The organism is Xenorhabdus griffiniae (assembly GCF_037265215.1).
In the GTDB taxonomy this organism is placed as follows: Bacteria; Pseudomonadota; Gammaproteobacteria; order Enterobacterales; family Enterobacteriaceae; genus Xenorhabdus; species Xenorhabdus griffiniae.
In genome coordinates, this window is sequence record NZ_CP147737.1 from 2,981,436 (window position 1) to 3,005,253 (window position 23,818).

Here is a 23,818-nt window from a genome sequence, read left to right on the forward strand (position 1 = left end):
TCATCGGCATGTAGCGCAGCTTGGTAGCGCACCGTCATGGGGTGTCGGGGGTCGTAGGTTCAAATCCTATCATGCCGACCAAATTTCCCTAGAAAAACCAACCTGTTAGGGTTGGTTTTTTTATGTCTGGAATTTGCTCTTGGTAAAATTCTGGTACAATGGCCGATGGAAATTTCACATTAAAATTTATTAAAATAATTGCTTGTTTACTCTTTTCTATACGAATAAAACTTCAAGTTGTAATTTACAACGTTATATGAAACGTGATTTCTCTCCGCTTCGCGGGGAAAAATCACACGCATCTTGATGTTAGATTGGTATATACATTTTCAGAACCCAAAGACACTGCATTTGATCAAAAAAAGATGTTGTCATGTGAGCTTGTAAACGTTGATATATTTTTTTGAATTGATTTCACGACCGATAACTCTCCATCCAATGTACGGCATAATCCAATATCTCTTTAGCAGGCACTAATAGTGTATTAGCCGCTCCAATAGTGCCTTTAATAATAACCTCTGAATGTTCATGACAAAAATGTTCAACGATATCTTTAAAATAATCTTGATTAAATCGTTCACAAACAGGATCTACAGTATCAAATTCCTCTAACATCACCCATTCTACTTGGTTATCTTGCAATAGTGGGATCTCCATTTTCCTAATACGCTTGTTGGGAATATTTGCTAAATGTTCAGCATGATGCAAAAGACTCATGGTTTCATATGGAGCGCCAATCATAAGAATTTTTCCCTGACACTCTACCAATTTTGCAAATGGTGAATCATTGCCATAGCCATAATCTAATGAATGCTTCTCTACGAAATACTCAGCATTATTCCCAATAGCGACGACAGAAGCACCAGGGTTTTGGCTTTAATCATATATGTAATCCTATGTTGATTTTATTACCTTCACTCTTTGTTTAGGTTTGGTTTATTGCATATTCTTCCATTTGGGACTACCTTATATGGGTGTACTCAAATCCTACTTGTTTAGTACACCCTCATTTGCTTCTTATTTCGCTCTTCCCCTCCCTAGATTCAGGGAGGGATTTTTATTGTTGAAAATTTTATAAAAAAATATTTTCCTACTATCTGTAATCGCCTCAGAGTCAACGGTAATTATATCTTTCTGGCATACCTCTATCATAAATTAAGTATTTATAATTAACTAATTTTGTTATAAATATTCCTGTGCATTTCCTCTATAAGAAATTTAAATTTCATTAATGATTAACATAATAATAAGAAAGTAAATTCACTTATTTTACAGTTAAGTAAGGAAAAAAATAGGAAATTCATTATGAATATTAAAAAGTCTCTACTTTTAGTGGGATTGACAGCCTTTGGTGCTATCCCATTCTCTAGTATTGCCGATCCAGATCACAATCATGGATATATCGACACACCACCAAGCAGGGCACTTTTATGCAAAAAAAATATCAATAAAAACTGCGGGCCTGTCACGTATGAACCACAATCGGTTGAAGGCCCCAAAGGATTCCCACAAGGCGGGCCACCGGACGGACAAATCGCTAGTGGTGGTGTCGGTCAGTTCAAACAACTCAATGAACAAAGTACAGACCGCTGGCATCACGTCACTATCAATAAAGGAACTAACCAATTTAAATGGACAATAACAGCCCGGCATAGCACCACTTCATGGCAATTCTATATTACCAAGCCTGACTGGGATCCAAACAAACCTCTAACGCGTGCTCAATTTGATCTAAAACCCTTCTGTGAGCGCTCTGATGATGGAAAAAGGCCTGGCCAAATTGTCTCATTGAATTGTGATATTCCTGATCGCTCAGGCTATCATGTTATTCTCGGCGTGTGGACAATTGCTGATACTACCAATGCTTTCTATCAAGTTATTGATGTTGATATTAAATAATATTTTTAATTAAACTGACATTTTATTTATACTAATTTTCTTTCAAGATGCGTCTTATATCTCCCTGCTACGTGGGGGGATATAAAGAATCACATTGATTTGCAAGCTGCAATTTGAAGTTGGATTGGTATAAGATATTATATGAGCACAAAAAGTGCTGGAAAGTAACCAGCACTTTTTTCTAAAAAATGGAGATACTTTTCAGGTAAGCTATATTTACCTAACACAGCCCTACTCATAGGAAAATATGAAAAAATCAACTATTCTTAGAATTGCCAGGCCAACAGATAATCTTACTAAAATTGCAGAAATGTATCGTCGTGGCTTAGATTTTATCACACTAGGAGAATTTAAAGATCACGATGGTTTTGATGGTATCATGTTAGGACATCCCAACCACTCCTGGCATCTTGAATTCACTCATCACCACAATACACATGTTGGTAAAGCCCCAACTAAAGATAATTTATTAGTATTTTATATAGAAGATGAACTTGAATGGCAAGAGCATGTAAAATCAATGCAAAATGCCGGGTTTATTCTCGTTCCTTCTTATAATCCTTATTGGGATAAGAACGGAAAAACGTTCGAAGATATCGATGGTTATCGTGTTGTATTACAACATGGTACTTCAGAGATTTAGTTATTTATTTTACGGTTGATTATTTATTCATTAGGCTATTAGTAATAATCTGATTAGACTTCGATACGCATTAAACTTCAAGTTGCAATTTACACGATATGAAACCTGATTTCTCCCCGCTTCGCAGGGAGAAATTACACGCACCTTGAAGTTAGATTGGTATATTTTTTATTTCTGATAGCCTAAAAAAATCATCATACCCATCATGTTTATTTGATCATGTTACGACAAAAATGTTTTCTGCTCAGATTCTCTTCGCATACGCAAAGCTGCTACCGCTTTCCCATCGGCATGATCCCATTTCACAAACTCCTTTGCTGCACTTTGGTAATCACCTGTATTCAATTTTTTCAATAATGTTGAATGAGCAAAATTACCGATCCCTAAATTGAAAATAAACGAGCATAATGCATCAAATTGTCCTTGTGTTAGGGGTACTTTCACTAATTGCTGAATGGCGGCATAAACCGGGATAAGATCTTGATGTAAATATTCCTCAGCCTGTTGCATAGTTATCACTTGTCCAGGCTCTACTCCTTTTGTATGACCGTATCCAATTGTCCACGGCTCTGCGCCAGTGACAGGATCTGGATACGCTTTCAATTTCAATCCTTCGTAATTTTTAAGTTTATTAATGCCGTCTTCACTGATTTTCATTCATTTTTCCCGCTACCAGATTGAACACCAACGTTATTTTTGGTCTAAAAAACAATCCAGAGATCAAGTGTAGATGAAAAAACAATCAGAAAAGCTACAATTATACTGGGTGATAAAGCCTCTACAAAAAATCAAATAAAAAATAATACGTTAAATATCAATAAATTATTATTTAATACAAAATTTTTTTAATTTTAAAAAAAATATTTTAATAAATATCTTGACTCTTTTGCTTTTGAGCATAAAATCTTCCTCAGAATTTAGATTTTCGTGAAGTAAATCACAATTTATAACCCTCAAAGGAAATCATCATGAAATCTGTAAAATCTTTCCTCTCAAACGTACACTGCGTTGTTATCCGGTTATCAGCGACTCGTTTTATGTAAGAGCTGCTACAATATAAAAACAAGCCAGCCGAAAACTGGCTTTTTTATCGTCACTATAGCCCTAAGATAAATGCTTTCTTGCCTGTTTCATTATTTACACGCTGTCCATTGAACTTCTGTTCCGAAAAATTTGTCTTATATGCCTAATAAATTTCAAGTCGCAATACTGCGCCAAGGCAACATCCTTCAGTAGCTTAGATAACAGCCAATTTATTGAATATGTTATCAGGCGGGAGAACAACCAACAAAGCGGCAACCTGTAAAAGCAAAATGAAGGCATAGTGTTCATGAAATGTCTATGCTGACTGGCTTGCCGTATTTATCTAAACATCAGGAGAATACGATGAATTCGATGGACTTTCGCAGTCTGAAGTTAAAATCAGAATTAGGGATACTTGAGATTATTTTACATCTCGTCATCTGGTTCCTGATTATTTTATTGACATTAGGGTTAGGTGCCTTCGTGTTTCCCTACTATATGACCCGATTTATCATTAGTAAAACACATGTTATCGATCGAGATAGCGGACAAATTATAGGCAAATTAAATTGTGAGATTAATTTAGTCCAAATAATTGGATATGTTGTGATTTGGGCGATTCTCTCTTTTATTACATTTGGTCTTTTATATTTTGTCTATCTTTATAAAATCATAGCGCATTGCATTAATCATACACGTGTGATCTCTGCATAAACGCATTAAACTTCAAGTTGCATGATATGAAACCTGATTTCTCCCCGCTTCGTGGGGAGAAACAATGAGCTATGTTGTCTTATACTCGATAAATTCCAAGTTGCAATCCGTAAGACGAGGGGAAATATAACACGCATCTTGAAGTTGAATTGGTATATAATGAACAACTTGAAAGGTAACGCGTATATATTTTCTTTATCTTTCAAATTGCAACCCAATTAATGAGCTGCAATTTGATATCCATCAGAAATCAGGATTTATTATCAACGTATTTTTCAACCAAGGCATATAAAATGGCGATGGTTTCTATATCCGGTACACCGTCATAATATGACGAACGGAAGTGCATTTGAAATGCTTTAATTAAAGATTGAAAATTTTCTTCTTTTTCTGCACCAGTGATGTCATACCCATAACGCTTGAACTTTTCTAAAATCTTGGCGACATCAGGCAGACAGTGTCCGAATTGTTCAATATATTTTTGCTTAGTTTCTTCGTCATACCATGCTCCAATTCCCGCATCATATAATTCTTTCCACGGGAAATATGGACCTGGATCGTTTTTTCTTTGCCATGCAATATCTGAATGCCCTACAACATGAGTCGGTTTAATATCCGGGTAACGTTGTAAGATATTGGTAGCTAGTTCTTTGATTGCAGTAATTTGATCAGGATGATAAGGAGGGAAAGTAAATACACCGCCATCATCACTCGCCTCATTCACAATCTCAATACCTATGGATGTGTCATTCAGCCCTTCTCGCCCGTCCCAGCTACTTATTCCTGCATGCCAGGCCCTCTCAAGTTCATCAACCAAATTGAATATGCGAACTTTATCAAATCCAGCAGCCTGATAAGTCGGATCATCTGGGTTTGGGATTAAATAGTGAGCACTGACAAGATCTCCGGTCAATGCCTGAATAGATTTCTCAAAGTTCAAAGCAGTATAGTGCATAACTAAAAAGCGGGAACGTCTGTTAAAACTTTTGGTTGAACGATATGAATTATAATCAATTTTATACATCATTGTTCTCCTTCATTTGTTTTGATGTGTGTACCAAATCACCTCTAATCCGCTGTTACCAACAGCATAAAAGGAACAAACATAGCAATAAAGGTTTTGTTTATTTATTTTGGAACATCGTGAAGAAGGCAAGCAGGGATAGGGATATACCGTCGCGATGAGCGATATGTCCACAACGCATTAAACTTCAAGTTGCAATTTACAACACGATATGAAACCTGATTTCTCCTCGCTTCGCGGGGAGAAATCACACGCATCTTGAAGTTAGATTGGTATGTTAAGGAAAATTACGGCTCAATTTCAATATCTGTCAGTGGATAACAGCTACAGGGTAAAATCTCACCTTCATTAACAAACGCCAGTGGCTTACAAGGATATCCAACCTTCCCTTTCACCAGACGAACACGACAAGAACCGCAATATCCTTGCCGACATTGGTATTCAAGCTGAATTTTGCCGTGTTCCAGTGCTTCCAACAAATTGTCGTGCAAACCTGAAGAGTAATGGATATATAAACCCTGCCGTGACGGCAGGGTAACTTTGTAATCAGCCATATCAGAGTTCGAAACCGCTGAGATCCTCAGTATTGACTTCCGAATCAATCTGACCAACCAGGTAAGAGCTGACTTCAACTTCCTGTGGAGCCACTTGAACATTATCAGAAACCAGCCATGAATTGATCCAAGGGATCGGGTTAGAACGGGTTTCAAATGGTAACTTCAAGCCAACCGCCTGCATACGAATATTAGTAATATATTCAACATACTGACACAGAATATCTTTGTTCAGGCCGATCATAGAGCCATCTTTAAACAAATAATCGGCCCACTCTTTTTCCTGCTCTGCTGCCTGTACAAACAGATCGTAGCACTCTTGTTCACACTCTTTGGCAATTTCCGCCATTTCAGGATCATCCTGACCAGAGCGCAACAGGTTCAACATGTGTTGTGTTCCCGTTAAATGCAAGGCTTCATCACGAGCAATCAATTTGATAATTTTGGCATTACCTTCCATCAATTCACGTTCGGCAAAAGCAAACGAGCAAGCAAAACTAACATAGAAGCGGATGGCCTCCAGGGCGTTAACGCTCATCAAGCATAAGTAAAGTTGCTTTTTCAATTCACGCAGATTAACGGTAATTGTTTTACCTGAAACATCATGCGTTCCTTCACCAAACAGATGGTAATAGTTAGTCATTTCGATCAGATCATCGTAATACGCAGAAATGTCTTTGGCGCGTTTTAAAATCTGTTCGTTCTCCACAATATCATCAAATACGATAGCAGGATCGTTCACGATATTACGGATAATATGCGTGTAAGAACGCGAGTGGATCGTTTCTGAAAACGACCATGTTTCAACCCATGTTTCCAATTCAGGAATGGAAATCAATGGCAGAAAAGCCACATTCGGGCTACGGCCTTGAATGGAATCCAATAGCGTTTGGTATTTTAGGTTGCTAATAAAAATATGCTTTTCATGATCTGGCAGCGCGTTATAGTCAATGCGATCACGGGAAACATCCACTTCTTCTGGACGCCAGAAGAAGGAAAGTTGTTTTTCAATCAACTTCTCAAAAATAGGATATTTTTGCTGATCAAAACGCGCCACATTAACAGACTGACCGAAAAACATCGGTTCTTGTAGCTGATCATTTTTTACTTGTGAAAAAGTGGTATAGGACATAGTTTCCTCAAATTAAATCTTACACGCGCCGCCTTCACAATCGGAATCTGCTGACTCAACAACTTCTTCCAGATCACCTTGAACGTCTTCAGCCCCATCACGGGTGTTGTGGTAATACAACGTTTTCACGCCATATTTGTAAGCAAGCAGCAAATCTTTCAGCAATTGGTTCATCGGAACCTTGCCATTAGGGAAACGCGCCGGATCATAATTGGTATTGGACGAAATCGACTGATCGATAAATTTCTGCATGATCCCTACCAACTGAAGGTAACCATCGTTGCTCGGCATTTGCCACAGCAGCTCGTAAGCACCTTTCAGAAGCTCGTAATCTGGTACAACCTGACGCAAAATGCCGTCTTTGGATGCTTTCACACTGATATAACCACGCGGTGGTTCAATGCCATTGGTCGCATTAGAAATCTGCGAAGAAGTCTCTGATGGCATCAATGCAGACAATGTTGAGTTACGCAGGCCGTATTGTTGAATGTCACGGCGCAGAGCTTCCCAATCCATGTGCAAAGGCTCGCTGGTCAGGGTATCCAGTGTCTTTTTATAGGTATCAATCGGCAAAATACCTTGTGCATAAGTGGTTTCACCAAACCACGGACAAGCACCCTTCTCTTTCGCCAATTCATTTGAGGCTCTTAGCAGGTAATATTGAATCGCTTCAAACGTTTTGTGAGTCAGATTGTTAGCACTGCCATCGGAATAACGTACACCGTGTTTTGCCAGATAATAAGCGAAGTTAATTACGCCAATACCCAGAGTTCGACGCCCCATTGAACCTTGTTTTGCGGCGATAATGGGATAATCTTGATAATCCAGTAAGGCATCCAGTGCACGAACGGCCAACTCCGACAACTCTTCCAATTCACTCAGATTTTCGATGGCGCCCAAATTGAAAGCAGACAGCGTACACAGCGCAATTTCGCCATTTTCATCGTTAATATTGTTCAACGGCTTAGTTGGCAGTGCAATTTCCAAGCACAGATTCGATTGACGTACAGGTGCAATAGCCGGATTAAACGGGCTATGGGTATTGCAGTGGTCAACGTTCTGGATGTAAATACGGCCTGTTGAAGCGCGCTCTTGCATCATCAAAGAGAACAGCTCAACCGCTTTAATGCTCTCTTTACGGATACTGCTGTCATTTTCATATTGAGTGTACAGACGCTCAAATTCGTCCTGATCTTCAAAGAATGCATCGTACAATCCCGGAACATCAGACGGGCTGAACAGAGAAATATCTCCGCCTTTAATCAGGCGCTCATACATCAGTTTGTTAACTTGTACACCGTAGTCCATATGACGAACACGGTTACCTTCAACACCACGGTTGTTCTTCAGTACCAGCAAGCTTTCAACTTCTAGGTGCCAAAGTGGATAAAACAGTGTTGCAGCACCGCCACGCACACCACCCTGGGAACAAGATTTCACCGCAGTCTGGAAATGTTTGTAGAATGGGATACACCCCGTGTGGAATGCTTCACCACCACGAATTGGGCTACCCAATGCACGGATGCGACCGGCATTTACGCCAATGCCGGCACGCTGGGAAACATATTTAACAATCGCGCTGGATGTCGCATTGATAGAATCCAGGCTGTCACCACACTCAATCAGGACACAAGAGCTAAATTGGCGAGTAGGTGTGCGAACCCCCGCCATGATTGGCGTTGGCAGTGAAATTTTAAAAGTAGACACTGCATCATAGAAACGACGGATATAATCCAAACGCGTTTCTTTCGGATAAGTGGAAAACAGGCACGCAGCAACCAGCATGTAGAGGAACTGGGCACTTTCGTAAATTTCGCCAGTCACACGGTTTTGTACTAAATACTTCCCTTCCAGTTGCTTGACCGCTGCATAAGAGAAATCCATATCACGCAAATGATCAATAAAACTGTCCATTTGCTCAAACTCTTCTTTGGAATAGTCTTCCAGCAAATGTTTGTCATATTTACCCAGGTTGACCATTTTTACGACATGATCATACAGTGCAGGAGGCTCAAATTGACCATAGGCTTTTTTACGCAAGTGAAAAATAGCCAGACGTGCCGCTAGATACTGATAATCTGGAGCATCACCGGAGATCAAGTCAGCCGCAGCTTTGATCATAGTTTCATGGATATCCGATGTTTTGATGCCATCGTAAAATTGAATCTGGGAACGCAGTTCTACTTGTGACACTGAGACATTTTTCAGACCTTCAGCAGCCCAGGCAACAACCCGGTGAATTTTATCAAGATCAATTTGTTCTTTATGTCCATCACGTTTGGTAACTAGCAGACTCTGGTTCATGGGGAAATACACCTTCTCTCTTTTCGTATCCACCTATATTGTTCCTTGACCTCTTGACAGCACGATGCCCCCAAGATGGCTGAAGGCCAGTTGGGGCTTAGCTACAATTCACTATTGTTTTGCTACTGCTTATTGCGACTTGCTACTACATACTGACTACATAACAAGTTGCTACAACAAGATGACAAGAAACACAATATATAGTGGGTAATTAAAACGGTAATAACAAGATAATGTTATTTTCGGGTTTTATCAAGTGTACAAGATCGAGAAGTTTTGTGGATAACTTGAGGATTAATTTTGGTAAAAAGCCGATAACCTGCGTAGTTACTTGATGTTACTTTCATAAGGCTATCGGCGAAACAGGGAAAATAAAATCTTAAAAATAATATTTAGTTGCTGTTTTATTAATCCCTTAACTGTCTTTGTCAGACAGATCGAGTATGTAGCATATAATTCACGTCTACATTATGTCCAAGCCGAAATTTGTCTGTTAACGGATTGTAATGTAAACCAATAATATGTTGCTCTTTCAGAGTAGTCTTATCAATCCAACTGATCAGTTCAGAAGGTCGAATAAATTTTTTCGCATCATGTGTTCCTTTTGGCACCATGTTCAATATATATTCAGCGCCAACAACTGCCATCAACCAGGCTTTGCGGTTCCGGTTAATCGTTGAAAAGAACACATGACCACCAGGTTTGACTAATTTGGCACAGGCATGGACTACAGACTCTGGATCTGGCACATGTTCAAGCATTTCCAGGCAAGTCACGACATCATAAGCATGTTGGTGTTGTTCTGCGTGACTTTCTACCGTTTCCTGAACATAAGCAACGGAAACACCGGACTCCAATGCATGCAAACGGGCAACTTGCAGGGGTTCAAACCCCATATCCAACCCTGTCACTGTCGCACCTTCACGCGCCATGCTTTCCGACAAGATACCGCCACCACATCCAACATCCAGCACTTTTTTACCAAAAAGGCCATCAGCATGTTGCAAAATGTAGTTCAATCGCAGTGGATTGATACGGTGCAATGGCTTAAATTCGCCTTCAAGATCCCACCAACGAGAGGCAACGGCTTCAAATTTTTCGATTTCCTGCTGATCCACATTGGCATGGGATTGAATGTGTGAATCGGGAGTTTTGACGTTCATCAGCAATATTGCTCCTAGGCACTGCTTCACAGCAAACTGGTTCACAGCAAACTGATTCACAGAAAATGTAACAGTATTATGGGGATGTGTGATAGGAAACTATTATACATACCTTAACCTTGAAATACCCGTGTCAGGTTTTTATAAAACTGCCATTTTATGGTATAATTTAAGCCTTTGAATTCGGAGTATGAGGGACAGTGGCTCCATGAGCGACATTGCCAGAGAAATCACACCGGTCAATATCGAAGAAGAGCTGAAAAGCTCGTATCTGGATTATGCGATGTCCGTTATTGTTGGACGCGCACTACCAGATGTTCGTGATGGACTGAAGCCAGTACACCGCCGCGTACTTTTCGCAATGAATGTATTGGGAAATGATTGGAATAAACCTTATAAAAAATCTGCCCGCGTTGTTGGGGATGTTATCGGTAAATACCATCCACATGGTGACAACGCTGTTTATGACACGATTGTTCGTCTGGCACAACCATTCTCCATGCGCTATATGCTGGTTGACGGTCAGGGGAACTTTGGATCAGTAGATGGTGATTCTGCAGCAGCGATGCGTTATACCGAAGTACGCATGGCAAAAATTGCCCATGAATTGCTGGCAGACTTGGAGAAAGAAACTGTCGACTTTGTGCCCAACTATGATGGTACAGAGCACATTCCCGAGGTAATGCCAACCCGTATCCCCAATTTATTGGTGAATGGTTCATCAGGAATTGCAGTCGGTATGGCAACCAACATTCCACCTCATAACTTATCTGAGGTGATCGACGGGTGCCTGGCTTATATTGATGATGAAAATATCAGCATCGAAGGCTTGATGGAGCATATCCCAGGCCCGGACTTCCCAACGGCTGCTATTATCAACGGGCGCCGTGGTATTCAGGAAGCCTACCGTACAGGCCGTGGTAAAATTTATATCCGCGCCCGCGCAGAAATTGAAACTGATGAGAAAAATGGCCGCGAAACCATCATCGTCAATGAAATCCCTTATCAGGTCAACAAAGCCCGCCTGATCGAAAAGATAGCTGAACTGGTCAAAGAGAAGCGCATTGAGGGGATCAGTGCACTGCGTGACGAGTCCGATAAAGATGGCATGCGCATTGTTATCGAAGTAAAACGTGATGCTGTTGGTGAAGTTGTCCTGAATAACCTGTATTCACTGACGCAATTACAGGTTTCATTTGGTATCAATATGGTTGCCCTGCATCAAGGACAGCCCAAGTTACTTAACCTGAAAGATATTCTTTCTGCTTTTGTTTGCCACCGCCGTGAAGTCGTTACACGCCGGACAATTTTCGAACTGCGCAAAGCGCGCGAACGCGCCCATATCCTTGAAGCATTGGCTGTTGCCCTGGCGAATATCGATCCTGTTATCGAATTAATCCGCAGAGCCTCCACGCCTGCTGAAGCAAAAGCCAGCTTGGTTTCCCAGGCGTGGGAATTGGGTAATGTTGCCTCGATGCTGGAACAAGCGGGTGATGATGCGGCTCGCCCGGAATGGCTGGAACCCGAATACGGTATCCATGACGGTAAATATTACCTGACCGAACAGCAAGCACAGGCTATTTTGGATTTGCGTCTACAAAAACTGACCGGCCTTGAGCATGAAAAACTGTTAAATGAATACCGTGATCTGCTGAAAGCCATTGCAGAACTGTTGTTCATTTTGGAAAGCCCAGAACGTTTGATGGAAGTCATTCGTGAAGAATTGCTACTTATCAAAGGGCAATATAACGATGCCCGCCGGACTGAGCTGACTGAGAATTCAGCCGATATTAACATTGAAGACCTGATCAATCAGGAAGATGTTGTCGTTACCTTGTCCCATCAAGGGTATGTCAAATATCAGCCACTGTCCGATTATGAAGCTCAGCGTCGGGGCGGCAAAGGCAAGTCAGCCGCACGTACCAAAGAAGAAGATTTCATTGAGCGCTTACTGGTAGCCAATACCCACGACACTATCCTTTGTTTCTCAAACAAAGGCAAAATGTACTGGATGAAGGTCTATCAATTACCGGAAGCGAGCCGTGGTGCTCGCGGTCGCCCAATTGTCAACCTTCTGCCATTGGATCAGAACGAACGTATTACCGCTATTTTACCGGTGCGTGAATATGAAGATGGGCTAAATATCTTCATGGCAACAGCCAGTGGTATTGTTAAGAAAACCAAGCTTAGCGAATTCAGCCGTCCACGCAGTGCCGGTATCATTGCCGTGAATCTGAACGAAGGAGATGAGCTAATCGGCGTTGACCTGACAGACGGCAGCAATGAGGTCATGCTGTTCTCTGCACAAGGTAAAGTTGTTCGTTTTCTGGAAGAAGAGGAAGAAACACTGGAAGATGGTACTGTTCGCGTAAAAGGTGTACGTGCAATGGGACGCACTGCAACTGGGGTTCGCGGTATCAAACTCAGTGAAGGCGATAAAGTTGTTTCCCTGATCATTCCTCGTGGGCAAGGAGAAATCCTGACCGTCACTGAAAATGGTTATGGCAAGCGCACTGCCGAAGGCGAATATCCGACGAAATCGAGGGCTACCCAAGGGGTTATTTCCATCAAAGTCAGCGAACGTAATGGCAATGTGATCGGCGCAATTCAGGTAGAACCGACGGATCAGATCATGATGATTACTAATGGAGGCACATTAGTACGTACCCGTGTTTCTGAGGTCAGTGTTGTTGGCCGCAATACGCAAGGTGTCACCCTGATCCGCACAGCCGAAAACGAACAAGTCGTTGGCTTGCAGCGCGTAGCTGAGCCAGATGACGATGATGAAAATGTAGCGGCGCCTTCTGATGAAGGAAATAGCGAATAAAAAGATCGTGAGTTAAAAGAGAAGCAGGCATTTAAGTGCCTGCTTTTTTTTGTTCAATTTTTTGACGAAGAATGAGCAAGATGTAAATGCTGCTTTGTATTCCCTGCTACACTAGTATATGCTGTGAACAGTTAATATTAATCATATATTTATCAGGCGATCTCTTGAGATATCTATCTTCTTTTCGGACGTCACTAAAGATATCACGTTATCTTTTTCGGGTGCTTGGATTTATGCTATGGGCGCTTGGAGCCTTATTAACCAGCTTTTATTTGACAAGTCTTTTTAATGCACTCAAATCAGATATTCGTCAAGAATATAATGCCAACTACGATATCGCTTTTTCTCATATACGACATATCGCCAATATCTTGCGAGATATTCAATTTATGGCGGAAAAGCATTTATCACAAGATAATGATAAAAATCAAACAATCGTACCGCATAATAACGATATTCTTTCGTATATTCCGTTGGATGAGAATTCCGATTGTGAACTATTACGTAGAACCACTCATAATAATTTATATTCATTAGAGCAGTTGATTGCACTTTGGAAAGATAATATTGCTGCTATACGCAGTATAAATCAAACTTTTTTCATTGGAGTAAAAAGCAAATGCATGGTGAATTTTTTCCCTCATAACAATATCACAGAACCTGATGCATTAAAAAAAATGATCTACGAGAATACTCGCAGGTTGATCAACATGAGAGAACAAAACAATGAAAGAGCGCTCTTTTGGATCCAACCTAGCCCCAAAGCGGATAGCGGTAATCTTTATGTTTTTACACCTATTTATATTAATGGGCACATGACAGGGATCATAGGTATCGAAAAATTTATCAGGCTAGAATCTTTTTTGCAAAAAAGGGAACGCCCTGTTACAGTCATGATGCTAAACGAATCAAGCCAGCCCGAATTGCAATTTTCTATAAAAACTAATAATAAACCCCTCGTTATAAACCCCAACTCCAACTCGCAGCCAATGTATTTTGGTTATGATGAAAATTTTACTAGCCTGGTATTAATGCGGAATTTATCGCCTTCTTCATTACGTATTGTTTACTCATTGCCACTAAAACATATTTACGACGAACTAAAAGCCAGCGCAATTAATGGTATCATCCTGAATATTATTTCTGCAATTGCGATTATCTTTTTCATTTGGCTGTTTGAACGTAAAATGTTTTCTCCAGCTGAGGAAAATGCTATTCGCCTTGAAGAGCATGAACAGTTTAACCATAAAATTGTCGCCTCTGCCCCTGTGGGAATAAGTATCTTAAGGATCAGTGATGGCGTTAGCATCTTAAGTAATGAATTAGCTCATAATTATACCCGAATGTTAACGTACGAGGATCAAAAACGCATTGTCGATATTATTTGTGATAAAACCAGCAGCTATATTGATGTCGTCACCAGTAATAATAATCACCTACAAATTAGTTTCGTACACTCACGTTATCGTAATGAAGAAGTTGCCATCTGTGTACTGATCGATGTCAGCGCCCGTGTAAAAATGGAAAAATCATTGCAAGAAATGGCCTCAGCAGCAGAACAAGCCAACCAAGCAAAATCGATGTTCCTTGCCACAGTCAGCCATGAATTAAGGACACCGCTATATGGCATTATTGGTAATCTAGAGTTAATGCAATCCCATACATTACCACCAGAACCTACCCGATTACTGGCAACAATGAATAATTCATCATCACTATTGTTGAAAATCATCAGTGATATTCTCGACTTTTCGAAGATAGAATCTAAGCAATTAAAAATTGAACCCAAAGATTTTAGTTGCAAAGAAATATTGTCACATGTGATTTCAAACTACCTTCCCCTAATTGCTAAAAAAGGCTTAAGCTTATACTGCTATATTCAACCCGATATCCCTGATATCATGCGTAATGATCCTGTAAGGCTACAACAAATTATCTCTAATTTACTGAACAATGCGATTAAATTCACAGCATCTGGGTATGTTGTCATAGAAGTTAGTTCAAGGCATGGTTATTTGTATGTCAGCATTAAAGATACCGGGCTTGGGATCGAGGATAAATTACAATTTCAATTATTCGAACCCTTCTTCCAAGTCAGTGCCAATAAAGAAAATTCCTCACAAGGCACAGGATTAGGATTGGCTATTTGTGAAAAACTGATTAATTTGATGGATGGTGATATTGAATTCGTCTCACAAAAATATGTTGGCAGTATCTTTTCTATCCGTCTTCCTTTGTATGGCACTCAATATCATACCAAACAACTATCCAACCAAAGGGCACAAAAGAGGATTTTGTTAAATATTCATAATGACTTTCTGGAAAAATATTTGCAAAATTTTCTTACACAAAATCATTTCCAAGTTGCCCTCTATGACGAAAGCCAACTAGATGGCACAGAAATACTAATTAGCGATAGAGCTAATAATCCCAACATTTCTATATGTTACTTTATAGAAATATCAGAAAAACATATTGGCTCGCCAAAACAGATCCGAGAAAATTATTGGCTCTATAATACTTATGAACTGAATGGGCTGGATAGTATGCTGGATAAATTGTTGGTGAAGCATGCTGACTTACCAGCTATTTTTGTATCAACAACCTCTGCTCCAAATAAAACGGTCCAAACGGATATTTTCTTAAATACGGTTAAAGTATTGGTCGTTGATGACCATCCTATCAATCAGAATTTATTGGTCAATCAATTGAACTCAATAGGATTTAGCGCATCAATGGCTAATGATGGTGTTGAAGCCATTGAATACCTGCAAAACAACTCCCCAGATATTATTCTAACGGATGTTAACATGCCAAATATGGATGGATATGAACTTGCCCAATACTTGAGAGGCAAAGGTTATACTAAACCGATTATCGGCATCACAGCCAATGCACTTGCAGAAGAAAAACAGCGTTGCGTTAATATGGGCATGAATGACTGCCTATCAAAACCTGTATCACTAGCTATATTAAAAGAAACATTAATAAAATACAGTGATATTTAAAACTCAATACATATTGAGCTATGAATGATGGAAAATCGGCAACCACTCACTGCTACCGACTTTCCATTAAAAAAGATAACACATTAGTTAGTTACCAATATCTTTGTCGATAGTGACGGAAGATAAATAGTTAAGCAATGCGATATCGTTATCGACTCCCAGTTTTATCATGGCTGATTTCTTCTGGCTGCTTATTGTCTTAATACTGCGATTGAGTTTTTTGGCAATATCAGTAACAAGAAAGCCTTCAGCAAATAAACGCAGGACTTCACTCTCTTTAGGAGATAAACGTTTATCCCCATAGCCATTAGCATTAACCTTTTCAAGTAACTTAGAAACACTTTCAGGTGTAAATTGCCTACCTTTTTGCAAAGCAGAAAGTGCTTTAGGTAAATCTGTTGGTGCTCCTTGCTTTAACACAATTCCCTCAATATCAAGCTCAAGTATAGCGCTTAAAATAGCCGGATTATTGTTCATTGTAAGAACAATGATTGCCAATGTTGGATAATGACGTTTAATATATTTTATCAGAGTGATACCATCACCATATTTATCCCCAGGCATTGACAAGTCGGTTATGAGCACATCTGCTTCTATATGTGGCAAGCTATTAATGAGCGTCGTTGAATTTTCAAATTCACCAACTACATTAATCCACTCAATTTGTTCAAGTGACTTGCGGATGCCAAACAAAACGATGGGATGGTCATCGGCAATAATGACATTAAGGTTATTCATATTATTGGTTACCTTGCTGCAACAGCTTTATGACAAAAGAATCAATGAAGCTGATGCTATTTTTAATTTCTACTTCATTATTGTCTGCTATGTGTTTTTCCAACGCCTCACATGATGACCTAAGAAATTTTAAATCTAACATAGCAAATGCACCCTTAAGGCGGTGTACCGTTTGCGAAAGTGATATCAAATCATGTCGTTCTACATCAGTATACAGTCTGGTAATGTCCATAGGTACTGTCTCTATAAACAATTTCCTGTAGTCACAGTCTGCCAACTGAGTTTGATATCTTTTGAGGATATCACAAATACTACTATCAAAATTCTCAAATAAATCAACACGATTAGCTAAATCATCTGCTGATTTAGGCGTTTCTCCGGTGCCATCTAAACGGAAATTTTCTTCGACCAGAAACGATATTGCATTAATAATATCATCAGCAAGATTGTAATTGCACTGAACCATTCCCGGCTTCAACTGCTTAAATCCTGCTAAACTCCCCACTAATAATATAGTTGGTTTTTCAGGTTTGTACTGTTTTTCCTCTTTGTACAGCCTATCCGTAAGGATAATATCGTATTCTTCCGTAATACCTTCTTTTCTTTTATCAAAATATGCAGCACCATAATTATTGAGATAATTATGGACGATTTTGCTGATTTCAGGGTTATTGATATCAGTTAAAACCGTGATCCCTTCCAAAAGCGGAGGCGTTTCGCTATTTTCATCATCATGGTGCGATAGGGGTAGATTGATAACATAATGTGTTCCCAACCCCAACTTACTTCTGATATCAAGGCTTCCTCCCATTCTTTTGCTCAACTGATTACATAAATAAAAAGTCATGCCAGAATTTGTAGAGTACTTATCTTGTACGGATTGGTTCAGAAAAGGATAAGTTAAGCTGGTTAGATCTTTTTCACTTAAACCAGCGCCACTATCCATCAACTCAATCTGAATCTGGTTATCATACTTACCTGAACCGTTAACAACCAATGATATTTTACCATAGCTGGTCATCGTTATTGCATAATTAAATAGCAATGTAACAATTTTACTTAATGCTGCTTTATCTCCTATGAATAAAGACTCACGAGAAATATTAAAATGATAATAAACTCTCAAACCTTTGGCATTTAATACCGGCAAAGAGGTTTTCAAAATATCTTCTAATTGTGAAGATAGGGAAAATATTTCGTTTTCCGGCTGCCAATCTCCCAACTCCAACTCATTGAGTAACGAAACATTTTCAACCCATTCGGTGATATATTTTGTTTTATCTAATAACTTACCTAATAGCTTTTGCCTATTTTCATCTTGTGACAGTTGCTGCAATTGGTTGGTAATATCATTAATACTACTAACAGGTTCTTTTATTTCATTATTAATATTTGAAAGCATAGAACGCCTGATCTGAATACTTTTATCATATTCACGATGAGCAAATTGCAATCGTTTATTTGCCAAAATTTCCTGATCTTTGTCTTGCAGTAAAAACAGGTAAGTTTCTGGTAATAAGCTATTGTTATACATTTTTACTTCATAAACCGCTTCGTCAATGGATGTCTGAATGACACCATGATGTTGTTGCGCCATCGTTCTCACTTTATTCAAATCCAGATGGGGTATTAACTGCTCCGCAATTTTATTCATTATCATTACTTGATTTGATTCAAAATCATAAACCACGACGCCAACAGGAATATTGGAGATAATATCACCATTTAGGGTATTCCTAATTTTCAGTTCATGATCCATAGCCGCATTCGGTGCAATATATCGCCTACGGATATAGAATAACCCACTTAAAGAAAACAGAAAGAAAAACAATATCGAAAGCAAAAGCCAGACATTCCTGAACAACAAATCTACAATCAATGCCTTCAATGGAACTTGATAAATCAATTTATACGGCATGACATCAAGAGGCTGAGAAAATTCTAACCAAAAGCCGTTCAATGAAACCTCAGCTTTATCGGAAGCTTCGGGTTCATGTAAATTGATCGCAGTCAATCGGAAGTCTGCTGGTGACATATCAACCGGCAGGAGATTATTAATGGGTAAATCAAAAGCAATAATGGTGGTTAATTGCCCTGTTGCATTAAATGCAGCTTTATAGGTGTAGAAATAAATATTTTCACCACGTAATACATTAATGGAAGAAATACTCTCTTTTTCTTCCAAAGCAGAAGACTGCTCCAACATCTCGGTGCGTTTGGTTTCAGAATTCAACGTCAGATAGCTCTCTTTGAACCTGATTTCTGGTTTTAGAATCGGATAGGTTGTTATCAATAACAAATTATTATCCTGCCCATTGAGGTAGTACATAGACAAGTATTCATTATGGGCTCCCCAGAGAATATCCAAATAGCCAGATAAATGCTCAGCAAGTTGGACACTTGAGTCGTTATATTGACCAAAAATAATGGCATCAACAGACTGATAACGATTTTCTAACCAATAGACATCGGGACGCAATTTAAACAATGGCGTATTCTCCTGAGAGGAGATTGGCAGAGTATTTGACTGCTCAAAAATATGACTGGCATGGTAACGATAATCTTTAATCTGCAATCTCATCTTAGCGGTTACACTACTGATAGCATATTTTTTCTCCATCAACCAAATATCAAAATAGTTATACCCGAATAAAAATAGAGACGTAAAAAGCAAAGTAACAAATAACGCGTAAAAACGAGGAATAGCAGATGGCTTGATAGGTGGTTGTTTATACATTCTTTGGATGGTTGCCTTTAGTATGAATATATTTTGTTCAATACGACATTGAATCGTCGCTAAATAAGCCGGTGTACTGTGCTTAATATTAGCAGGTTAGCCAATGAAAAGGCCATTGCAGATCGAAGATTGAGCAAACAGTAAAAAAAACACAATTTTTTTTCTTTTGGGGCTAGACACATCAAAATGATATAGGCATAATCTCGCGCCATGGAAGGATGGCCGAGCGGTCGAAGGCAGCGGTCTTGAAAACCGCCGATGGGAAACCATCCTAGAGTTCGAATCTCTATCCTTCCGCCAAATTTCGCCGGCTTAGCTCAGTTGGTAGAGCAACTGACTTGTAATCAGTAGGTCACCAGTTCGACTCCGGTAGCCGGCACCATATAAAATCAACATGTTATAATGTTGAAGCGAACGCCCTGATAGTTGATTATGACATAAATGCGTCATGATAGATTATCAGGGCGTCGATCTTTTTGGCGTCCCCAGTGAACCAATTGGCGATAAAGCGAGCACTTCGATTGGGTCCCAGCTCACCATGACTCGTTATGCACTTCCGCCTCAATTGTTTTTAGTTATCACAATGGAAATAACCATTAATAATAAAACTGACAAGAGATAAAAAAATGGCAGTGTGTATTTTCTATAATTAAGCCTTCTGAATGGTTTTTCAACAAAGTGATAGCTTAAACATGCTACGGAAAATGAAATAACGATAATAACACTTGAATTAATTTTATTTAACTCTATTCCTCTGTATCTTGAAAACATAATTATAGGCCAATGCCAAAGATAAAAAGAATATGATACCTTCCCTATATATGAAATTATTGAGTTTGAAAGTATTCTGTTGAAAATCCCAAACTTATTTCCATTATATGATACTATAAATAGTGTCGCCCCTATAACAACGGGTAAAGATAAAAATCCGGGAAATTGACTATTTTTATTAATAAGAAAAGCACTTGATAATATCAGAAAAAATCCTAAAACCGATGTCACATGAATCCATTCATCCTTTACTTTGATTCTTCTATAGTTAATGGCCAATACTGCACCCGACAGTAGCTCAAAAAACCGAAAAGGCAACATCATATAGGCCAAGTGCTTATCATGAATGACACAATACTGTGCTGAAAATAGGGATAAAAATAAAACCACCGATAAAATAACAAAATTTATACGGAGATCTTTTTTCTTATAAAGAAGAAAGAGCATGACAGGCCAGATCAAGTAAAATTGTTCTTCTATTGATAATGACCACGTGTGAATAAGAGGCTCTCTGCCAGATAAGATAATATAGTTAGGAATACTGTAGAAATAAAAATTACTAGCTCCAATGATAGAAAATAATGCACTTTTTGAAAATGATACCAAGTCAACCGCTAATAAATTATACCAACAATATATAAATAAAGGTATTAACATAAAAATAAATGCTGGTAATAATCTTTTTGCCCTTCGGCTATAGAAATTACCAAAAGAAAATACCCCCGTTCTTATTTCTTTCTCGATTATTGAAGTTATCAAAAATCCAGATATAACGAAAAAAACATCTACGCCTACAAATCCTCCCGGGACTGGGAAATGTACATGGTAAAAAACAACCAACAATACCGCGATAGCTCTTAACCCATTGATGTCAGGCCTAAATTTCACACTATAACCTCTTGAATTATATATGAAAAACATGCATTAAAAAATGCAAAGGAAAGTATTGTATCACTCGAATCATCACTGCTATATCCCTTATCTCACCAAGATCATCAACAAACTGGAGGGTATCATTCCAGCTCTGGTATCCTATCAATTTACTCTTTCAATTTGCTACTTCATTGTCCTTGTTAGCTATATTCCCACATCCAGGCCATAACATCATTTAGAACACGAATAAATTATGTTACTCAACAAAGAAGTTTCTGGTTGTTTTTTAACTTAATATGCTTCTGCTTTCTTAGTGATTTTCTCCGAATCACATAGCTTGATAACGCCTTATTCAATGCCACCAAAAATGTAATTATTTATTTACACACTGTGTAATATATATTTGACAGACATAAATCAATCATTTAACCTGCAAGTCTTATAACTATTTCTCAACATATTCAGAAATGAGGATCGCGTGAAAAATCGCACTATTGGCAGTATTTTTATCGTTGCTGGAACGACGATTGGCGCAGGAATGTTAGCAATGCCATTGGCAACGGCAGGTGTGGGATTTGGAACTACATTTGCTATGTTAGTCGCCCTATGGGCTTTAATGAGTTATACAGCACTCTTGCTCGTGGAAGTGTATCAACATAATGAGTTTAATACTGGATTAGGAACTATCGCGAAACGCTACCTTGGGTTAGGTGGGCAGGTGTTGACTGGCTTTAGTATGCTTTTCCTTATGTATGCCCTGACAACAGCTTATATTAGTGGTGCGGGTGAGTTACTGGCGGCTTCCCTCTCTTCTTGGTTAGATAAACCCATTTCTGTCTCTGCTGGGATCATCATTTTTACTATTATTGGTGGTGGGGTCGTCTGTATTGGCACCCAATCTGTCGATTTGATTAACCGCCTGCTGTTTACTGCTAAAATTGTTTTTCTGGTGATCGTACTCGGCGTCATGATGCCTCATGTTGATAAAATCAACCTGATCTCCATGCCCATTGAGCAAGGATTAGCACTCTCTGCTATACCGGTTATTTTTACTTCATTCGGGTTTCACGGGAGTGTGCCAAGCATCGTTGCCTATATGGGAGGCGACACCAACAAGCTACGGAAAATCTTTGTTATTGGCAGTGCCATTCCCCTGTTAGCCTATATTCTGTGGCAATTGGTGACGCTCGGCGCGATTTCTTCAAATACATTTGTTGGCATTCTCGCACAAGAGTCTGGCCTGAATGGATTATTGAAAGCAGTCAGAGAGATTGTCGCTGTACCTAAAGTGGAGTTTGCCGTTCATCTGTTTGCTGATCTCGCGCTAGCTACCTCGTTTCTCGGTGTTGCCTTAGGATTATTTGATTACCTTGCTGACCTGTTTAAGCGCCGTAATCACGCCAAAGGGCGTTTACAAACAGGGTTAATGACTTTTGCTCCTCCCTTGTTCTGTGCACTGTATTACCCTAATTTTGTTATGGCACTGACATTTGCGGCTGTTGCCCTCTCTATTCTCGCCCTGTTATTGCCTTGCTTGCTGGTTTGGCGTAGCCGTAAAGAAAACCAGGGCAGTTATCGTGTCATGGGGGGTAAGCCTGCATTAGTCTTTGTTTTCCTGTGTGGACTTGCAGTGATTGCCATTCAAATTGGCATTGTTACAGGTATATTGCCAAACATAGGGTAAGTTTATCCTGTCGAAGGTTATCCGCATTAATACTGACGCGGATAACCTTGCAGCATTTTCGTTTAATTAAAAGCTCAAGCCAGCGCCAACATAAAAACCGTCAGAAACCTTGTTATTACGGTGACCATGACTACCCCGTATATCAATGACACGGTAGCCAACATCTACACTCAGCGGTCTGAAAAGCGTATAACGCACTCCCCCTGTCGCTTCCGTATAAGAATCCATGCCTGATGTTAAGCCTGATGGTGAACCATAGGCCTCCCCATACAGCGATAAAGAAGAAGTCACAGCCCAACTAAGGCCAGCACCGACAGCCAATGCGGCGCCATCTTTCCCATCTTTGGGGGACAAATAAAGCCCTTTCGCGCCAACATTTGCAGCTAATGGGCCCAATGGCAGACCGAAGCCTAAACCTAAACTGCCAAGCTGGCCATTGTGGTCACTGCGAGTCCAGTTACCCGTCAGAGACAGGCCGGCATATTTATCACCAATCCCCACTGAGGTGCTGGTACTGTGTTTTCCCACTTGAGCATCTATAGAGAAAGCATTTGCTGAGCCAGCTATAAAGAGCAAACTAGCGGCGCCAATAGCAATAAAGCCTTTCATAATCTTGTCCTTTAATGAATCAATGCCTATATGGGCTAAGGTATTGTACTTAAACCGATGCGGAGACATAGACGACAAAAAAGCAAGGAAATGTTTAGATTTATAAAGATACGTA

17 protein-coding genes and 3 tRNA genes are annotated in these 23,818 nt (G+C 39.5%); 9 read left to right on the plus strand and 11 right to left on the minus strand.

The features are described 5' to 3' along the window. Nucleotides 1-4 precede the first annotated feature (4 nt). Nucleotides 5-81 (plus strand) — tRNA-Pro (locus tag WDV75_RS12985). Nucleotides 82-414: 333 nt separating this feature from the next. Here the strand turns inward: WDV75_RS12985 and WDV75_RS12990 are convergent. Continuing rightward, on the minus strand, nt 415-846 hold the full coding sequence (locus WDV75_RS12990) for an AAC(3) family N-acetyltransferase (protein WP_338861204.1): 432 nt from the start codon (nt 844-846) through the stop codon (nt 415-417). Nucleotides 847-1,305: 459 nt separating this feature from the next. Here WDV75_RS12990 and WDV75_RS12995 point away from each other — a divergent pair, with 459 nt between their 5' ends. Further along, entirely contained in the window at nt 1,306-1,899 is a 594-nt protein-coding gene (locus WDV75_RS12995; protein WP_273570364.1) for a lytic polysaccharide monooxygenase, read from the plus strand. A 247-nt stretch (nt 1,900-2,146) separates the two neighbouring features. Continuing rightward, nucleotides 2,147-2,542: a VOC family protein gene (locus tag WDV75_RS13000; protein WP_189758201.1), complete on the plus strand. Its 396-nt coding sequence runs from the start codon at nt 2,147-2,149 to the stop codon at nt 2,540-2,542. Between the two features lie 222 nt (nt 2,543-2,764). Here the strand turns inward: WDV75_RS13000 and WDV75_RS13005 are convergent, their stop codons facing one another. Beyond that, entirely contained in the window at nt 2,765-3,199 is a 435-nt protein-coding gene (locus tag WDV75_RS13005) for a lysozyme (protein ID WP_189758200.1), read from the minus strand. A 738-nt stretch (nt 3,200-3,937) separates the two neighbouring features. Here WDV75_RS13005 and WDV75_RS22155 point away from each other — a divergent pair. Continuing rightward, the gene (locus WDV75_RS22155; protein WP_420497532.1) at nt 3,938-4,279 is read left to right on the plus strand and encodes a DUF6693 family protein; all 342 of its coding nucleotides are present in this window, start codon (nt 3,938-3,940) and stop codon (nt 4,277-4,279) included. 250 nt (nt 4,280-4,529) lie between these two features. Here the strand turns inward: WDV75_RS22155 and WDV75_RS13010 are convergent, their stop codons facing one another. The 5 genes from WDV75_RS13010 to ubiG form a co-directional block, all read right to left on the minus strand. Further along, a complete protein-coding gene (locus WDV75_RS13010; protein ID WP_273570388.1) occupies nt 4,530-5,303 on the minus strand; it encodes an N-acetylmuramoyl-L-alanine amidase in 774 nt (257 codons plus the stop codon). A gap of 287 nt (nt 5,304-5,590) precedes the next feature. Next, the gene (gene yfaE / locus WDV75_RS13015; protein WP_273570365.1) at nt 5,591-5,857 is read right to left on the minus strand and encodes a class I ribonucleotide reductase maintenance protein YfaE; all 267 of its coding nucleotides are present in this window, start codon (nt 5,855-5,857) and stop codon (nt 5,591-5,593) included. Nucleotide 5,858: 1 nt separating this feature from the next. Further along, complete coding sequence (gene nrdB / locus WDV75_RS13020) at nt 5,859-6,989, minus strand: class Ia ribonucleoside-diphosphate reductase subunit beta (RefSeq protein WP_189758198.1); 1,131 nt, start codon at nt 6,987-6,989, stop codon at nt 5,859-5,861. Nucleotides 6,990-7,001: 12 nt separating this feature from the next. After that, nucleotides 7,002-9,293, minus strand: a complete 2,292-nt coding sequence (gene nrdA, locus WDV75_RS13025) for a class 1a ribonucleoside-diphosphate reductase subunit alpha (RefSeq protein ID WP_273570366.1) — start codon at nt 9,291-9,293, stop codon at nt 7,002-7,004. 428 nt (nt 9,294-9,721) lie between these two features. Then, nucleotides 9,722-10,456, minus strand: a complete 735-nt coding sequence (ubiG, locus tag WDV75_RS13030; protein ID WP_189758196.1) for a bifunctional 2-polyprenyl-6-hydroxyphenol methylase/3-demethylubiquinol 3-O-methyltransferase UbiG — start codon at nt 10,454-10,456, stop codon at nt 9,722-9,724. A gap of 208 nt (nt 10,457-10,664) precedes the next feature. Between ubiG and gyrA the strand changes: the two genes are divergently transcribed. Together gyrA and rcsC are read left to right on the plus strand one after the other, a co-directional pair. Continuing rightward, nucleotides 10,665-13,283: a DNA topoisomerase (ATP-hydrolyzing) subunit A gene (gene gyrA / locus WDV75_RS13035; RefSeq protein WP_273570367.1), complete on the plus strand. Its 2,619-nt coding sequence runs from the start codon at nt 10,665-10,667 to the stop codon at nt 13,281-13,283. 164 nt (nt 13,284-13,447) lie between these two features. Then, nucleotides 13,448-16,291 carry a two-component system sensor histidine kinase RcsC gene (gene rcsC, locus WDV75_RS13040; RefSeq protein ID WP_273570368.1) on the plus strand — a complete coding sequence of 948 codons (2,844 nt, stop codon included), beginning with the start codon at nt 13,448-13,450 and terminating at the stop codon, nt 16,289-16,291. A gap of 87 nt (nt 16,292-16,378) precedes the next feature. On the opposite strand, the gene rcsB is transcribed toward rcsC, so the two are convergent. Together rcsB and rcsD are read right to left on the minus strand one after the other, a co-directional pair. Then, nucleotides 16,379-17,029, minus strand: coding sequence for a response regulator transcription factor RcsB (gene rcsB / locus WDV75_RS13045; RefSeq protein WP_273570369.1), 651 nt, complete (start codon nt 17,027-17,029; stop codon nt 16,379-16,381). 1 nt (nt 17,030) lies between these two features. Then, nucleotides 17,031-19,766, minus strand: coding sequence for a phosphotransferase RcsD (rcsD, locus tag WDV75_RS13050; RefSeq protein WP_273570370.1), 2,736 nt, complete (start codon nt 19,764-19,766; stop codon nt 17,031-17,033). Between the two features lie 212 nt (nt 19,767-19,978). Here rcsD and WDV75_RS13055 point away from each other — a divergent pair. Continuing rightward, a tRNA-Ser gene (locus tag WDV75_RS13055) sits at nt 19,979-20,066 on the plus strand. Between the two features lie 6 nt (nt 20,067-20,072). Then, nucleotides 20,073-20,148, plus strand: a tRNA-Thr gene (locus WDV75_RS13060). A 179-nt stretch (nt 20,149-20,327) separates the two neighbouring features. Here WDV75_RS13060 and WDV75_RS13065 read toward each other — a convergent pair. Beyond that, the gene (locus WDV75_RS13065; RefSeq protein WP_273570371.1) at nt 20,328-21,425 is read right to left on the minus strand and encodes an acyltransferase family protein; all 1,098 of its coding nucleotides are present in this window, start codon (nt 21,423-21,425) and stop codon (nt 20,328-20,330) included. Nucleotides 21,426-21,888: 463 nt separating this feature from the next. Here WDV75_RS13065 and tyrP point away from each other — a divergent pair, with 463 nt between their 5' ends. Beyond that, a complete protein-coding gene (gene tyrP, locus WDV75_RS13070; protein WP_273570372.1) occupies nt 21,889-23,094 on the plus strand; it encodes a tyrosine transporter TyrP in 1,206 nt (401 codons plus the stop codon). 66 nt (nt 23,095-23,160) lie between these two features. On the opposite strand, the gene WDV75_RS13075 is transcribed toward tyrP, so the two are convergent. Beyond that, complete coding sequence (locus WDV75_RS13075; protein WP_189758189.1) at nt 23,161-23,703, minus strand: YfaZ family outer membrane protein; 543 nt, start codon at nt 23,701-23,703, stop codon at nt 23,161-23,163. Between the last annotated feature and the right edge of the window lie 115 nt (nt 23,704-23,818).

Coding starts and splice junctions, on each gene's coding strand:
- rcsD (WP_273570370.1), bottom strand. CDS start 19,766: ATGTATAAACAACCACCTATCAAGCCATCTGCTATTCCTCGTTTTTAC.
- WDV75_RS12995 (WP_273570364.1), top strand. CDS start 1,306: ATGAATATTAAAAAGTCTCTACTTTTAGTGGGATTGACAGCCTTTGGT.
- nrdB (WP_189758198.1), bottom strand. CDS start 6,989: ATGTCCTATACCACTTTTTCACAAGTAAAAAATGATCAGCTACAAGAA.
- WDV75_RS22155 (WP_420497532.1), top strand. CDS start 3,938: ATGGACTTTCGCAGTCTGAAGTTAAAATCAGAATTAGGGATACTTGAG.
- WDV75_RS13075 (WP_189758189.1), bottom strand. CDS start 23,703: ATGAAAGGCTTTATTGCTATTGGCGCCGCTAGTTTGCTCTTTATAGCT.
- WDV75_RS13005 (WP_189758200.1), bottom strand. CDS start 3,199: ATGAAAATCAGTGAAGACGGCATTAATAAACTTAAAAATTACGAAGGA.
- WDV75_RS13000 (WP_189758201.1), top strand. CDS start 2,147: ATGAAAAAATCAACTATTCTTAGAATTGCCAGGCCAACAGATAATCTT.
- WDV75_RS13010 (WP_273570388.1), bottom strand. CDS start 5,303: ATGTATAAAATTGATTATAATTCATATCGTTCAACCAAAAGTTTTAAC.
- nrdA (WP_273570366.1), bottom strand. CDS start 9,293: ATGAACCAGAGTCTGCTAGTTACCAAACGTGATGGACATAAAGAACAA.
- rcsB (WP_273570369.1), bottom strand. CDS start 17,029: ATGAATAACCTTAATGTCATTATTGCCGATGACCATCCCATCGTTTTG.
- yfaE (WP_273570365.1), bottom strand. CDS start 5,857: ATGGCTGATTACAAAGTTACCCTGCCGTCACGGCAGGGTTTATATATC.
- ubiG (WP_189758196.1), bottom strand. CDS start 10,456: ATGAACGTCAAAACTCCCGATTCACACATTCAATCCCATGCCAATGTG.
- gyrA (WP_273570367.1), top strand. CDS start 10,665: ATGAGCGACATTGCCAGAGAAATCACACCGGTCAATATCGAAGAAGAG.